This window comes from Labilibaculum sp. K2S (assembly GCF_030372765.1).
Classification (GTDB): domain Bacteria; phylum Bacteroidota; class Bacteroidia; order Bacteroidales; family Marinifilaceae; genus Labilibaculum.
Map to the genome: position 1 here is coordinate 1 of NZ_JAUCMW010000023.1, position 15500 is coordinate 15500.

Annotated in this window: 12 protein-coding genes; 5 read left to right on the forward strand and 7 right to left on the reverse strand. The window is 34.1% G+C overall.

The annotated features are described in order from the left end of the window. Nucleotides 1–72: 72 nt before the first annotated feature. From QUH73_RS18015 to QUH73_RS18030, 4 genes are all read left to right on the forward strand, one after another. Nucleotides 73–876 carry a sensor histidine kinase gene (locus tag QUH73_RS18015; RefSeq protein ID WP_289531828.1) on the forward strand — a complete coding sequence of 268 codons (804 nt, stop codon included), beginning with the start codon at nucleotides 73–75 and terminating at the stop codon, nucleotides 874–876. Then, entirely contained in the window at nucleotides 869–1588 is a 720-nt protein-coding gene (locus QUH73_RS18020; protein ID WP_289531829.1) for a LytR/AlgR family response regulator transcription factor, read from the forward strand. The genes QUH73_RS18015 and QUH73_RS18020 overlap by 8 nt, the downstream gene beginning before the upstream one ends. Nucleotides 1589–1882: 294 nt before the next feature. Beyond that, on the forward strand, nucleotides 1883–2728 hold the full coding sequence (locus QUH73_RS18025) for a class I SAM-dependent methyltransferase (RefSeq protein ID WP_289531830.1): 846 nt from the start codon (nucleotides 1883–1885) through the stop codon (nucleotides 2726–2728). Between the two features lie 543 nt (nucleotides 2729–3271). After that, entirely contained in the window at nucleotides 3272–3784 is a 513-nt protein-coding gene (locus QUH73_RS18030; RefSeq protein ID WP_289531831.1) for a DUF3124 domain-containing protein, read from the forward strand. A gap of 516 nt (nucleotides 3785–4300) precedes the next feature. Here the strand turns inward: QUH73_RS18030 and QUH73_RS18035 are convergent. From QUH73_RS18035 to QUH73_RS18065, 7 genes are all read right to left on the reverse strand, one after another. After that, complete coding sequence (locus QUH73_RS18035; protein WP_289531832.1) at nucleotides 4301–4816, reverse strand: hypothetical protein; 516 nt, start codon at nucleotides 4814–4816, stop codon at nucleotides 4301–4303. A 340-nt stretch (nucleotides 4817–5156) separates the two neighbouring features. Next, nucleotides 5157–6602, reverse strand: coding sequence for a sigma-54-dependent transcriptional regulator (locus tag QUH73_RS18040; RefSeq protein WP_289531833.1), 1446 nt, complete (start codon nucleotides 6600–6602; stop codon nucleotides 5157–5159). Nucleotides 6603–6615: 13 nt separating this feature from the next. Beyond that, nucleotides 6616–9021, reverse strand: a complete 2406-nt coding sequence (locus QUH73_RS18045; protein ID WP_289531834.1) for an ABC transporter substrate binding protein — start codon at nucleotides 9019–9021, stop codon at nucleotides 6616–6618. Nucleotides 9022–9122: 101 nt separating this feature from the next. Then, entirely contained in the window at nucleotides 9123–10310 is a 1188-nt protein-coding gene (locus QUH73_RS18050; RefSeq protein ID WP_289531835.1) for an ATP-binding protein, read from the reverse strand. Nucleotides 10311–10433: 123 nt separating this feature from the next. Next, a complete protein-coding gene (locus QUH73_RS18055) occupies nucleotides 10434–11015 on the reverse strand; it encodes a porin family protein (protein WP_289531836.1) in 582 nt (193 codons plus the stop codon). 188 nt (nucleotides 11016–11203) lie between these two features. Beyond that, nucleotides 11204–12418, reverse strand: coding sequence for an aminopeptidase C (locus tag QUH73_RS18060; RefSeq protein ID WP_289531837.1), 1215 nt, complete (start codon nucleotides 12416–12418; stop codon nucleotides 11204–11206). A 204-nt stretch (nucleotides 12419–12622) separates the two neighbouring features. Beyond that, nucleotides 12623–13333: a cytidylate kinase-like family protein gene (locus tag QUH73_RS18065; RefSeq protein WP_289531838.1), complete on the reverse strand. Its 711-nt coding sequence runs from the start codon at nucleotides 13331–13333 to the stop codon at nucleotides 12623–12625. Between the two features lie 169 nt (nucleotides 13334–13502). Between QUH73_RS18065 and QUH73_RS18070 the strand changes: the two genes are divergently transcribed. Next, on the forward strand, nucleotides 13503–15479 hold the full coding sequence (locus tag QUH73_RS18070) for a tetratricopeptide repeat protein (protein WP_289531839.1): 1977 nt from the start codon (nucleotides 13503–13505) through the stop codon (nucleotides 15477–15479). The last annotated feature ends 21 nt before the right edge of the window (nucleotides 15480–15500 follow it).

Here is a 15500-nt window from a genome sequence, read left to right on the forward strand (position 1 = left end):
AGTGGCACACTTTGAACCGAAATGGGTGGCACATAATGGAGCGATTTATCCAATTATTCTCTGAATTTTTTAATGAAACGAACTATCCGCTTTGTGTGGGTTGCAATTTGCAATGGTATTTTGATTTCAATATTATTACTTTTAGAAAAGCATGATACAGGAAAAGTTGACTTTTTGGATTTTCTTATCTTAACCTTACCAATAATATATTTCAGTTTATTTGGTTTTTTATTTAAAACACTTATCGAATGGATAAAGGACAGAAAAATAAAAGCTGAACTTGAAAAGGATAAAGTTACAAGCCAGCTTGAACTACTTAAGTCACAGATTAATCCTCATTTCTTGTTTAATACCTTAAATAATATCGATGTCCTTATTTTAGATGAACCTAAGAGGGCTTCAGATTATCTTAAGAAACTTTCTGAAATATTAAGGTTCATGCTATATGAAACCGACACCGAAAGAGTTCCGTTAGCAAATGAAGTTGAGTACATTAATAAATATATTGAGCTACAGAAAATCAGAACTTCAAATGATAAATTTGTGGAGTTAGAGATTGTTGGAAATGCTAATATAGGATTTATTGCCCCTATGATTTTTATTCATTTTGTAGAGAATGCGTTTAAATATGCTACAAATAAGAAAATAGAAAACGCTATATCAATTCGACTTGACATATGTGACAGTAAGGTATCTTTTATGTGTAAGAACCACATCAACTCTAATGATTTAAATGCACAAGAGTATAATGGATTAGGGTTTCAGTTAATTAAACAAAGACTTGATTTAATATACAAAGGAGATTATAATCTTGATGTACACGAAGAGAATAGTTGGTATATTGTGAATCTTGAAATTAAATTAGGGAATGATTAGTTGCATAATTGTAGAAGATGAACCACTTGCGTTAAAACGCACAATGGAATATGTTGGGAAAATTCCATATCTCGACTTATTACAATCATTTGATAATGGGTTTGAAGCAATTGGTTTTCTTCGAGAACAACATGTCGATTTAATTTTTCTGGATATCAAGATGGATGAATTAACAGGCATCCAACTACTCGAATCCATTGAAAATAAACCGTATGTGATAGTAACAACTGCATATAGGGAATACGCCTTAAAAGGATATGAACTAAATGTGACAGATTATCTTTTAAAACCATTTTCAATCGAGCGATTTATTCAGGCAGTTGAAAAAGTAATGTCCCTAATTGAAAGAACGCCTAATAATACACTTGATTTTTTCTTTGTAAAAAGTGATTATAGAATAGAAAAAGTATTTTACAACAATATTCTTTTTATCGAAGGCATGAGAGATTATAGAAATATCCAAACAGAAAATAAAAAAATCCTCACTCTTCAAACTTTTGGTGATTTGGAAAAAGAATTGCCAAAATCTTTGTTTTGCAGAGTTCATAAATCATTCATTGTTTCATTAAATAAAATTGATATAATTGAACGTAATCGGATTAAAATTAAGGACAAATTGATTCCAATCAGTGAGACATATAAAGCAGATTTTTATAAAATAATAGGATTTAATAGTACTGGACAAAAACAACCAGGGCATAACATTTTGTAAAAATCATAGGGGTTTCAGTGGTATGCGGGCAGCAGATTGCCACATATTATCTCGTCCGTATCCGGACAGATAATCTCACGCAATCGGCAACGTAAACTTAGCGCAACGTTAGGCACAATCCTCCTACTCGTCGTAAAACAGTTGAGTTTTTCTGCTAACGGTCAAATGGGAAGTAGGAAGGCATAGGAAAATGACAAATGAACACAATTGTTAAACCATTGATTCTAATTAGTATAATTTTACCGTTAGTCGGAAGCAAAGACGAAAATCCACACAAATTAATAAACTGTACAAATGAATATAAAAAAGCTAAATATAGCCAATCAAAAACCTAAAGTCTACGAAAAAGGAGATTCTGTTATGTGGACAGACAAACACGTTTCAAAACAGCTTTTAGGTTTCCATTTGAACCCAGAGATTGATGCTGCGAGCCGAACACCAGACAGTATAAATAATACTATTGAATTTATACTGAAATGCTGTAATAAATCCCAAATGAATATACTCGATTTAGGTTGTGGTCCAGGAATTTATTCGGAAAAACTAACTGCCAAAGGACATAATGTTATAGGAGTAGATTTTTCGGAAAACTCAATATCTTACGCGAAAGCTCAAGCTATAAAGAAAAGCCTTAAAATCGATTATGTATGTAAAGATTATCTTGAATTAGATTATGAAAGTCAATTTGACCTTGTAATACTAATTTATACTGACTTTGGGGTTTTGTTACCTTCAGAAAGAAAAATATTGCTCGAAAATGTTTTTAAATCCCTGAAACCAAATGGAACTTTTATTTTTGATGTACTTAATGATAGGAATATTAAGCAAAAGTTTATAGAACAAAAAACTTGGTCATTTGAAAACAACGGATTTTGGAAACCAAAACCATATTTAGAATTAACAAACGGGTTTAATTATTCAAAAGAAAAAGTATTTCTAAAACAGCATACGATAATTGATGAAACTGAAAGAATAATGAATTACAGATTTTGGACTCATTATTTTAGCACCAATGACATTGTTGAAATACTCACTGCCAATAAATTTGTTAATACTAAGCATTTTGAAAACATATTACCAGCAACAGATATTTGGAATGGAGAAAATGTGACTTTTTATAAAACAGAAAGAAATGAATAATGCCAGTGGCTAGTCGAGTAAGCTAGGGGAATTTCACCCCTAACTTCTCACAGAACCGTACGTGAATCTCTCAATTCATACCCCCGCCAGTGCACGATTAGCTTCGCTGATCTTCACACTTTGTTTCGGTAGTATCGCGTTTCTTTATATCTAATAGTAAGCACACGATAAAATTGTGTGGCAGCGGGTGCTGTTAGAGTTAAAAGTGAACCAAACAAGAACCTCAATTCTATTTCCAAATAAAAGTATTTTCATGTATCCTTAAAACCACTATATTTAAGACTTAATTGAGCAGTTTGATGAGTTTTTAGACAGACTGCAGTTTGTGCCATCATATAGATAGTGCTGCGAATTAACATTGATTTGACTATGATTTGTAAATTTGCAAACAACAAAAGATTGTTATATGAAACGTACATGACAAGGATATTTTAATACACAGAAGGATGATTATTCCCGCATGGTAAGTTCTTCCGAAACAAGTTCGGGACAGGCTATATGACAAACAAAAAGAAAATTCTAATCAGATGAAATTGTAAACAGATGAAAAACATATTTAAAATAATATTTTTATCCATAGTCTTCTTTTCTTGTCAAAGAGAAACTCAGAAATACCCAGTTCTACAAATGGATTGGGAGAGTCGAAAATCAGAAATTAATAATTTCAATGATTTCATTGAAGGTAAAACATACCTTCCGGTTTATTCTCATATTTATCAGATCCATGAACATAGAACCTTTGACCTTACGATTACAATTAGTATTCGGAATGTGTCAATGACTGATTCAGTTTATATTTTAAATGCTAATTATTACAATACCATTGGAGACAACATTAGAAAATATTTCAAAAATCCCATTTATCTTAAACCGATGGAAACTGTTGAAATAATTATCGCTGAACAAGACACCGAAGGTGGTTCCGGAGCTAATTTTGTGTTCGATTGGGCAATTAAAAATGTTAAAAACCCGCCATTGTTTGAGGCTGTAATGATTTCAACATACGGACAACAAGGATTATCTTTTACTACAAGAGGAGTACAAGTATTTGAATAACACGAATTAATTAACACCATACTATTACTACAAAAAGCTATTATTAAAGTAGAAAATGTAGATAAGGATTTTTTTTCAGCAATTGAAGCAAACCTTTTATCATTCAATATGCTAAAACTCATTGACAGAAATAAAGGGGAATAAAAGCACTACCAAAATCTGCCATTATACATTTTACCACAGACATAAGCGGAGGCGCGACAACCTATCTACAAAACTGGAATTGAGACTTTAGTGACAATAGTTTTAAATTCTATATGTATAAATCGGGATGTATCTCTCCCATCTACAAAGCAACAATTACCCATTTACAATCCCCTCATCCATCACCGAAGGAGCATTCGTTTAAAAAACCATGATTGTTCAAGCGAAGAAGAAACATCTGTTATTCAAAGATAAAGATTCTTCGATAAGCTCAGAATAACAATTAAATCGAACTTTACAGACTCCCTTAATAAAGTCCCCAACTAAAAAAAGGGGTGAATTGCTCACCCCTCTGTATTATCGATAAAATTTCTAGATATCTTCGAGCACATAAACCATTGTACGTAATACTTTCGATGAAAACCGATGTCCTTTATGGGAAGAAGAAACTGAAACGCTTGCAATTCCGCCTCCGAGTTCAATAGCACGCTTTCCTTTTATTAATTCAAAATCGTCCATTGAATGAAGGATTTTGCTGGCAGGTATCACAACATGAAGCACTTCTGCCAAAAATACGGTCAATAAAACGTCCTGATCCTGAGCATCTATTATCAGAGTACCTGAATCTACCAAAGCATAATCAGCTTCGAGTAATGCATTTTGAGCATTGCTAATATCAAATGATGTTTTATCCAGATTAAAACTTTTCAAACGAATAAATTCAAACTGAACATTTTTCTTATTCGCTGCTTCAATAAAAAGCTTGTGTTCCACTTTTAACGGTTCATGCCCTATATCATTCGAACTCAATAAAAATGATTCCAAAAGGTTCTTCTTATCACTCCTGAAATTTATCTTTTTAATTTGTGTATCAGTCCTTACTTCCATACCTCTTAGATTTAAATGAAACATTGTCCACTTAAGCGCAAAAGGAATGCCAAAAAACTGTAAAATAGAGACAATACAGCAACAAACAACCAACACGCTAAAAACAAGCACTTTAACTTCTGCTCACTAAAACGGATAAATACACTAATAATGTTCAATTTTGAACAGTTTTCCTACAATCCGTTTCAAAAACAAACAAGTGTCTCATTTTAAACACTTTTAATCATCAAAACGCATGTGAAGAAAATACACACATGGGGAAAAATATCCCACCTGCAATGTACATATTACGCCTTTTTGGAAAAAGAAAATACCTGCTAAATATGAACCCCAACCGCACTTATAATTTATTCATTCTGCTGCGAAGTGCACTTCTGGTAATCCCCAAATATTCAGCTGTTTTTGATTTATTATCATCGAACTTTTTTAATGCTTTCCGAACAATTTCCAACTCTAATTGTTCAATTCTCAATTCATCATCAGGTAATACAATACGACCCAAAACAATAGGTTGTTCTGCCGATTCAAACTCATTATCGTCAGCCTGCAAAAACCTTAAATGTTCGGGCTTTAGTTCTAAATCATTATAAAGCAAAGTTGCCCTTTCAATTGTATTTTTCAATTCCCGGATATTACCTGGCCAGGCGTAATCCTGCATTATTTTTTTAGCATCCTTACTTATGAATCTAAACTTTCGGTTCCGCTTCTTCGAATATTGATCTAAAAAGATTTGAGAAAAAGATAAAATTGCTTCCTTTCTTTCCCGCAAAGGAGGAATATACAATCGTCCGGTATTTAGGCGGTAATACAAATCACTTCTGAATGTTTTTTCGGCCACCATTTCTTTTAAATTCCTGTTGGTCGCAAAAATCACTCTAACATCCAATTCAATTGGTTTACTTCCACCAACCCGATACATCTCTCTCTGTTGCAGCACACGCAGCAATTTAGGCTGCATATCCAACGGCATCTCTCCTATTTCATCCAGGAATAAAGTTCCTCTCTGTGCTAACTCCAATTTCCCGGGTTTTCCTTCTTTACGAGCGCCTGTAAAAGCACCTTCGTCGTACCCAAATAATTCACTTTCAAACAGCGCAGGCGAAATTGCAGAACAGTTTATCGAGATAAAAGGCTTCGTAATATCGCTTGATTTCCCAAAATGAACCAAACGTGCAACAACCTCTTTCCCTGTACCGGTTTCTCCTTCAATTAAAACCGGTACCGAACGATCTTCGTGAAATTGTTCTGCCATACGAACTACCCCCCGCATAACGTCCGAAAAAACACCAATTTTACCAACACTTGTAATCTCCCGAATGGTAGTTTCGTAATATTGAATTCGCTCTGCCTCTTCTTTCCTAACGTGAGAGATTGTTTGCTTTATATTTTCTTTAAGATCTTTATTTTCATCTTTCAATTGAATTTTCTCGGCAACCCGCTCAATTAAAATGGCTAATTCTTCAATATTAACCGGTTTTAACAGATAATCATATGCTCCACCCCGTAATGCTTCAATGGAACTTTCCATGTCACCAAAACCAGTCATGATTACCACTTCAATTTCATCCCCTTTGGGTAAAAGTTTTATTTTTTTCAGCAAATCCAAGCCTGAAATTCCAGGCATTCTCAGATCTGAAATAACCATCTGGAAATCCTCATTCTTCAAAGAATTATATGCCTCTTCGCCATTATGACAAAGATGAATTGAATAAGCCAATTGCTCCTCAATAAATTCAGCAACAGCCGTTCCACTCGATATATCATCATCAACAATAAGAATTTTCATTTTTCTTTCTGTTTTAATTTTCTTCAGTACTCTTCAATTTAAAGCGCAAAATAAAACTTGCCCCACCATCTTCGTTATTGTAATCTGATATTTCCCCCTGAAATCGATCAATAAATGTTTTTACAATCGCCATTCCCAGTCCACTGCCGCTTTCATTTCCTTTGGTTGTAAATAACGGATCATATATTTTCTCACGAATGCTTGATTCAATGCCCGTTCCATTATCATGAATCTCCAAAACTCCGTGTTTAGAATCCTGATAAACAATCAATTCAATTTTTTTATTCTCCTTTTGAACTTTATCCAAAGAGTGAATTGAATTCACAATTAGGTTGACCACAATCTGTTCAAATTGGATGTAATTTGCGTAGACATTTACGACATTCTTTGGCAGATTATCGATTAATTCGATGCTATGATCCGACACCTGCCTTTTCACCAAAGATAAAGATCGGTTTACACCTTCCACCATATCAACTATCTCTTCTTCGGAGATGTGAGGCTTCTCCCAAAAAGTTCGCATGTGCTTAATAATGGAATCAATTCTTGATGTTCCCTCAAAAATAGTTTGAATTTTTCTTGTAAACATTTCGGGCAACTGTCCCGGATTTCTTTTTTGCCAAAACAACACACTGTCCGCAGTAATTTTAATTGCATTTAGGGGCTGATTAATTTCATGTGTAATTCCCGCAGCCATTACTCCAATGGAAGCCAGTCGAGACGACTGCTCCAGCATTCGTAAGGCTTCAACATTCTTTTGTTCTGCCTCAATTCTATCAGTCATTAAAGAATTCCGCTCCCAGGCATTCGCAATCATATTTACAGTCGAAAAGAAAATACTAATCTCGTCTCTGGTCCAGCCATGTGCTTTGTTTTGAGCAAATCCCATTAAACCTACCACTTCATTTTCAACCATTACCGGAAGCAAAACAACGGCACCAATATTTCTTCTTTTATAATAGTCTTGTTCTTTCTCAGTTAAATTGGACAAGTCGCGGGAAACGATACTTTTATTCATTTTAACCCTTGAGATAATTTCATCGATTTCCGAAAAATAAAACTGATTAACATCCTTTATATTTTTCCCTTTTAAAGAGATTCTACTTTTAATTTTAACACCGGTATTTGTTGAATTCATTAATGAATAGAGACTTATCCTTGCCACATTCAATTCGTCTGTCATCAACTTCAAAACATCATCCAATACGCTCTTAAAATCTTCGGATGCATTCAATAAACGTCCTATTAAACCAATTAAACGCTCATGCTTTACGGATATTTTCAAGCGATTTTGCTCTATAATTAAAGCTTTTTCAGCCCTAATTCGTCTTACTATAGCTCTTGATAAAACCAAAATAATAAGCGTGGCCAGAAATGTAATTCCACCAATTAAATCAATCCATTCTTTATTCTCACTATAAAAAGATTGAGGTGCATTTACCAATAATGTTTTATCAGGAAGTAATTTCTCACTGATTCCAAAACGCTTAATTTCATTATAATTAACAACATACTTATCCAATGGCTTACGATAAACAGGAATTGAATCAGCAGGTGTTCCTGAAATAACCTTATCGATCATTGTGGCGGCCATTTTTCCATGAAGACGTCCGCTAACAACTTTTCCACCAACAACACCATCGTTAATCAGGAAAGCCCAGGTAATAAACACCGGTACTTTACTTTGTGGAACAAATAAATCTAAATTATCCTGAAAACTGATAAACCTGCCGTTTTTATCCTTATTAAATGTCAAAAGTAAAATACACGTGTCTCCTTTAATATTGCGAACATTTTCCTTCAGCTCATCAACAGTCTGATCTTCAAAATAAGTAAATTGTAGTTTCGGCTCGTATTTTCTCTCCAAATCGAGCAGAGTAAGCTTATTTAATCTGGCCGTAGTGGTTTTATCATCATTAATAACAACAAGATGTTTTGTATTGGGACGGGTTCTTAAAATCAAATCAATAGCTCCATCCCAGTCAACCTCTTCGGCTACTCCGGTAATATTAGTTATGCCCTCAATTAAATCGTCACGATAATGATTAATCCCACAAAATACAATGGGCGTATTATTGAAGTATTTTTTGCCGTGATTCTTCACAAATGACAAAGCATTATTATCAGAAACGATAATCGCATCGTACTTCTCACCCTGTAATTTTAGATCATACAGCTCAATTATTTTATCGAGATACTCTTTGGAAGGATTTCTTTTGGTATCCAAATATTCATAGTCCAATTCAAACTTATTTCCTAATGAATCCATTACCTCCCGGATGCCAAAATTGACATTGTCGGTCCATTTTAAGCCTTGATGATAGGAATGCAAAACGAGAATTTTCTTTCGTTCAATCGAATAAGAATTAATCGATGCAAACAAAAACAAGGAAAAGAAGATGTACTTTAAATACCTCATACAAGAATCTTTACTAAGAGAATAAGAAAGCCCTAAAATATAACAATACAACTCAAATAAAGAATACAAACAGATGTTACGTGAAATGTTTTAAGAGGTTATTATAAAGAAGATAAAGATACAGGAAGCGAAAACTTAAAAGAACTACCTTTCCCCGGTTCACTTTCCACCCAAATTTTTCCATTGTGCATTTCAATAAATTCTTTGCACAATATTAGCCCCAATCCTGTTCCTGTTTCATTCTCAGTTCCCGATTTCATCAGTTGTTCATCAATTCGAAATAGTTTTTTCTTTCCCGCAGAATCAATTCCAACACCTGTATCAGTCACCCAAATCTCAACCTGATTATGCGTAACATGTGATGAAACAGTGATACTCCCTCCTCTTGGAGTAAATTTAATGGCATTGGATACCAAATTACGAACAACGGTATTTATCATGTTAGGATCAGCAAGAATCCTTAAATCCTCATCAATAACAGCTTCTATATTGATCTCCTTATTTTCTGCACTTCCGGTGTGCAAAATCACAACCTCGTTCACCAAATCCCATAAATCTATTTCTTTCGGTTTCCATGCGATGACACCAGTCTGCATTCGCGACCAGGTTAACAAATTCTCTAATAAGCGAAAAGCCTGACGAGCAGACTGATTGATAATTCCCGAGAAAGTTTTCACTTGTTCCTGAGATAGCTCATCCGCATTATCAACCAGCAAATCGGAAGCTCCAATTAATGAAGCAAACGGATTTTTTAAATCGTGCGCAATAATGGAGAAGAATTTGTCTTTAGTAGCATTCAAACTCTCCAATTCTTTCCGCTGCTTCTCAATAGTCAGCTTCTGTTGCGTCAATTCTTCTTCGAGAAGATCTTTGAGAATCATTCTTTCCCGAATGTTTTGGAGAGGAAGAAGAATGGAATCAATTACTCGAATATCGAATTCTTCTTCCAGCTGTTTAATATGATTTTCGGTACATCGAAGAAGAATGGAATCACTTTTTGCACTTGCTGAAGCAGAACGGGTTTCTGATTTTGTTAATGCATACTCGCCAAAACTTTTTCCTTCCTGAAGCTCAATAAAAATATGTCCTTCATCGTGAATCTGAACACAGCCTTTTACAATTATAAAAACAGCACCACCTAAATCTCCTTTAGAAAATATAGTCTCTCCTTTCGCAACATTAACCTCATCCACAATCCCCAATAAAAAATGGACCGTTGAAACATCCTGTTCCGCAAGGAAATCAAGAGTTTTTATCAGTTCCATTTTTTTTTCAATACTTAAAGACATAATCGAAATTAATTTATACGAAGATTAGACGAACTACAAATATAGGCAATTACAAAAAATATTTTGCGCAAAAAAAAACTACTGATCGAAACCAGTAGTTTTTAATATCTTTAATATAGTAATTTAGAAGATTTTAAATCCTAAAGTTACATTTACCATTTTGTTCTTTTTTAAGAATTCAGAAGAAACATCGGTTAAACCAAATTCATAATCAACATCTAATGTCAATTTCCAAACATCAACACCAGCACCAACTTTTGCATTCCATACAGCATTCTTAAAACTTGGATCACCATACTCTTCCTTAAAGGTTTTTGAAAAGCTATCATCAATTTTAAATGAAGCCACCGGACCAGCAAAAGCTCTCAATTTAAAGGCAGGCAATTTTATGATTTTGTAACCGAGTAAAATAGGTATATCCAAACTCTTCGTTTTGATATCATAAGAATCACCTGAGATTTCTAGTTGAGACTTTCTAGACACATAATTCAACTCTGGCTGCACATACCACTTATTCAAATTAATTCGTAAAAATGCTCCAAGCATCATTCCGTTATCGGCTTTTTCTTTAATTCCTGACATATCAGTATCAGCTTTTGTGCTAACCAATCCTGCGTGTAAACCAAAATTTACCGGCGAAGACAATTGTGCGAATAAAGCGCTTGAAAACATACAGATTACTGCAGCTAAAAAAATCTTTTTCATAATTAATATCTTTACATTCAAATTATTATCAATCCCGTAAAACGTGGATTTATATTTCATTTATCACTAATATACAACTACTAATATATAGAATATTAACACTCATATTAAATAATTATTATACAAAGATGTAAAAAAATAAAAATAACCCAGCCAATTGGCCGGGTTATCTCTTTAAAATTGAATGCTTACAAACCCAATTTCTTTTTCATTTCTTTTGACAATGCATCTTTGTGAATCATAAAAGACATTGTTTTATATGCAACGAATGGATAAGAAGCATAAAAATATCCTTCGTAAGGGTTATTATCAGTTCCCCATGAATTCTTAACAATGAAATATTTGTTGTCTTTTTGATCTTTGGCAATTCCAACAATATGCATTCCATGATCATCAGTGGTATTGTAATTATCGAATGCTTCCTGGCGCATTTCCTGAGTAATTACTTTTTCAGTACCAGGCTCGTCAAAATCAAATAATTTATCATCTTTTTCTTTTTTCGAAAGATTTTCCCATTTAGAAATCTCCGAATCAGTCATGTTCTTTGTATCTACTCCCGGAACAACCGCAACACCTTTTCGGTATGCAAAACCTTTTTCACTTACATCCGAAGCCCAACCAATTGTGTAACCATTCGTAATTGCGCCTTCCATGATTTCCATCATCTCATTCATTGGCACATTGTATACCTCATTCCACAACCAGTTATCAGGCACCTCAATAATAAATTTCTCATAAAAAGGATGGTGAGTATAAGAGGTAATTTCGATGTAATCATCAGGATTCACACCAACAAAATCCTTGGCAAATGATTTTGGAGTATATTCCTTTCCTTCATAATTAAACTTGGTAGGAAGTTCACCTAAGTAAGCATCCAGTATGCCATCAAATCCTTTGTGCCAAACCGGCGTAAGTTTTTTGTTTTTATTTTTAATAACTGCCTCTACATAGTCGTTTAAAACAACATCTAACTCTCCATGTGTGTGTCCTTCTTCACCATAGTTTAAGCCTTGATAAACACTCTCAGGAACAATACCGTAATTTTTCATCACATAAGTTACATCGTGAAATGCACCTCCGCCACCAAAGTTAAATTTGCCATTTAATCTTACATGCTTAATCGATTTATCTGAATAACAGTTATAAACCACAAACATTTCCGACAAGTCAGTTTCTGGTTTTCCCATTCTAATCATTTCTGATTCGATAAATGATAATCCGGAAAAAGACCAGCAGGTACCAGATCTGTGTTGATTTTTTACAGAAGTAGCAGGTAATCTTTTAACATCGGTAAAAACATAACCTTCTTTCTTCTCCTCTTTTTCTTTTTTCTCTGCTTTAACTGCGGTAGACAGTAACATGCCTGTAGCCAAAAGCAATACGCTAAGGAATTTAATTTTCATCATATTTTGCTTTAATATTCTCATTTCAAACGGTTGCAAAAGTAATAAAAACGGATTTACAAGCAAGCCAACAGCCTATTTTCATTCATTTTTTCGATGAAATACGATCAATACCAGTTATACTAACTATAAATTAAAAATATAGCATAAAAAAGAGAAATCAACCAAAGGTCAATTTCTCCAAAAAACTAAATCATTCCGACTTTATCCCATCACGATGTATTTGCCAAGTACTCCTTTCATTTCCATCATATGAATACTAGCTTCAGCAATCATCTCATCTGATAAATTTTTCGAGTTATAAATCACATCAAAAACGGTAGTGGAAAGAGGTTCTTTATTAAAATAGTTTCGTAAAATCTCTCTTTTCTTATCAATTTCCCTTGCATAAGACAACATTTCATTCGTACTCAACTTGTAAATTTCCTGCAACTGAGCAGCTCTCCATTCTAACGGGGCATGCAACTTAATATGAAACGATCGTTCAATATTCTGAGTAAGAACGACTCCCCCCCTGCCAATTATAATGCAGTTTCCTTTGGATGCAAATGCTCGGACTACATCCGAAATAGTCTTTTTAATCTTACGGTCACTTTGATAATATTTACTCGACAAAGCTGCTAAAATTTCATCCCAGGTAGATTTTTCCATGGAATTAAAAACATATTCAATTTTTTCAGGTGCTAAATTCAATTCTTTTGCAGATTGTTCAAGAATTTCCTTGGTTAAGCAAGTCCATCTATTCCCCGTTTTTAGAGTGAGCTTTTCCGCCATCATATTTGCAATATTTAGTGCGGTACAGCCACACTCCCGTGAAATAGTAACTACCGGTCCCTCACAAAAAATACCCCTTCCAGGATCAATTATTTTGGATTGAAACCGACTCTCCATGTACTTTAACAAAATATTATTCATTTCAACCTCCTATAATTAGTTTAAGCTCTATTCTTAATTTAAGGCTTTTTAAGAAAAAACAGAAATCATTTGGCGTGTTTTTTGTTATATAGAGTCATTATTTTAAAGAAGGAGTATATTATTTCTTAAATTTGTAACCCGAATAAGTTTTACCCTTAAAACATATATAATGCCCAGAATAACTCTTTTGATTCTCTTCCTATTCAGTTTAACCTCTTTTGAGCTTAGCGCACAATTAAACACCGAAAATATATTCGATAAAGGTAGAAGTGCTATCCAGTTTGATGATTACACCGAAGCAATCACAAAGTTTAATGATATTATTCGGGTAAAACCATACCTTCCCGAGCCTTTTTTTTTCAGGGGACTTGCAAAATCACAGCTTGAAGATTTTAACGGTGCAATAGTTGACTACACGAAAGCACTGGAATTAAATCCAAATTACACTTTTGCTTATCTCTATCGGGGCATCGCCCAATATCAGTTAAAAAACTACCAGGGAGCTTTAAAGGATTTTGAAAAAGCATTGGAATTTAAACCTAACAATGCAAATATCTATTTCAGTAAAGCGAACAGTTTGGCTGCTCTTGAAAAATTCAACGAAGCCAATGCCAATTATTCAAAAGCCATTCAAATAGATCCTGAGTTAATGGGCGCCTATCTTAACAGATCAATTGTCCGCGATAATCTTGGTGATACCGACGGGGCGATTCAGGATTGTAGTAAAGCTATTCAACTGAACGAATTTTCAGCAGATGCATTTGGAAATAGAGGTTATTTAAAATTCAAGAAAAAGGAATACAATGAGGCCATTAAAGATTACGACCGGGCGCTTAAAATCGACCCCGAAAACACACGGGTAATTATGAGTAGAGGCATCGCCAATTATGCAAATAAAAACCCTAAAGGAGCTCTTGAAGATTACAATAAGGTACTGGATTTGGATCCAAACAATGCACACTGTTATTACAACAGAGCTTTACTAAAATCTGAAATTGGTGACTACAACTCGGCCATTGAGGATTTTAACAGCGTTTTGGAAATGAATCCCGATAATATGCTTATTTATTTTAACCGGGGATTTGTTAAAATGGACATTGGAGATTTTAATGGTGCTATTGCAGATTACACAACGGCCATTAAAATTTATCCTGATTTTGCAAAAGCATATTTGGCAAGATCTTCGGCAAAACGACAATTGAATAATATTGATGGTTCAATTCAGGATAGAAATCAGGCTTTGCTTATTATCGAACGCTATAAAAAAATGAAAAATGAAGGTGCAATGTCTGCCTTTGTTGATACAACCGAAAATTTCCAAAAACTGATCGACTTAAATTCAAGGGAATCCTTTACCGAGGACATCATTAAAGGCCGTGTTCAGGATAAATATGTTACCATACAGTTAGAAAATAACTTTCACATTACTCACTTGGATCTTGATACTTTACGAGCCGGTAAGGTTCAATATTACGACCAGGCAATAATGAATTACAATCAAAAACAAAATTACAATCCGGCATTTACAATTAACAACAGACATTTTAAATACCCTAAAAAAATAATTGACGAACAAATTGCGAATGCCAATTCTAAAATTGAAGCAAAGAATGCCGATGGCTACTTTCAACGTGGAATTTACTATCTGTTAGACAAGAAATTTAATAAAGCAATTGAGGATTTTAGTATCGCCATTGAGAATAAAAGCGATTTTTGCTTTGCTTATTTCAATCGGGCGAATGCATCTGCTGCTATGACTGATTACATTCAATCTATTGGCGAAACAGGAGAATCATTACTTAATCTTGATCCGGAACAAAAGAAAAAGAAAAACGTGACCACTGTGGATTACAGCAGTGCTATTGCCGATTACACAAAGGCTATACAACTCGATCCATCCTTCTTGTTTTCCATATACAATCGAGGTAACGCATATGCAAAATCGAAACAATTTAAAAAGGCTATTGCCGATTACGATTGGGTGATTCAACTGGATCCTAATTTTACCGAGGCGTACTATAACCGAGGTTTAGTCTATCTATTTCTTGATCAGAAAGATTTGGCTTACGAAGATTTAAGTAAGGCCGGTGAATTGGGCTTGATTGATGCTTACAACGTAATTAAAAGATACTGCAATAAAGACTAAACCAAGCTTAACAAACAGAAT

Excerpts from the sequence above, each read along its gene's own strand:
- QUH73_RS18070 (WP_289531839.1), top strand. The coding sequence starts at position 13,503 with ATGCCCAGAATAACTCTTTTGATTCTCTTCCTATTCAGTTTAACCTCT.
- QUH73_RS18045 (WP_289531834.1), bottom strand. The coding sequence starts at position 9,021 with ATGAGGTATTTAAAGTACATCTTCTTTTCCTTGTTTTTGTTTGCATCG.
- QUH73_RS18020 (WP_289531829.1), top strand. The coding sequence starts at position 869 with ATGATTAGTTGCATAATTGTAGAAGATGAACCACTTGCGTTAAAACGC.
- QUH73_RS18060 (WP_289531837.1), bottom strand. The coding sequence starts at position 12,418 with ATGAAAATTAAATTCCTTAGCGTATTGCTTTTGGCTACAGGCATGTTA.
- QUH73_RS18030 (WP_289531831.1), top strand. The coding sequence starts at position 3,272 with ATGAAAAACATATTTAAAATAATATTTTTATCCATAGTCTTCTTTTCT.
- QUH73_RS18055 (WP_289531836.1), bottom strand. The coding sequence starts at position 11,015 with ATGAAAAAGATTTTTTTAGCTGCAGTAATCTGTATGTTTTCAAGCGCT.
- QUH73_RS18015 (WP_289531828.1), top strand. The coding sequence starts at position 73 with ATGAAACGAACTATCCGCTTTGTGTGGGTTGCAATTTGCAATGGTATT.
- QUH73_RS18040 (WP_289531833.1), bottom strand. The coding sequence starts at position 6,602 with ATGAAAATTCTTATTGTTGATGATGATATATCGAGTGGAACGGCTGTT.
- QUH73_RS18050 (WP_289531835.1), bottom strand. The coding sequence starts at position 10,310 with ATGTCTTTAAGTATTGAAAAAAAAATGGAACTGATAAAAACTCTTGAT.
- QUH73_RS18065 (WP_289531838.1), bottom strand. The coding sequence starts at position 13,333 with ATGAATAATATTTTGTTAAAGTACATGGAGAGTCGGTTTCAATCCAAA.
- QUH73_RS18035 (WP_289531832.1), bottom strand. The coding sequence starts at position 4,816 with ATGGAAGTAAGGACTGATACACAAATTAAAAAGATAAATTTCAGGAGT.
- QUH73_RS18025 (WP_289531830.1), top strand. The coding sequence starts at position 1,883 with ATGAATATAAAAAAGCTAAATATAGCCAATCAAAAACCTAAAGTCTAC.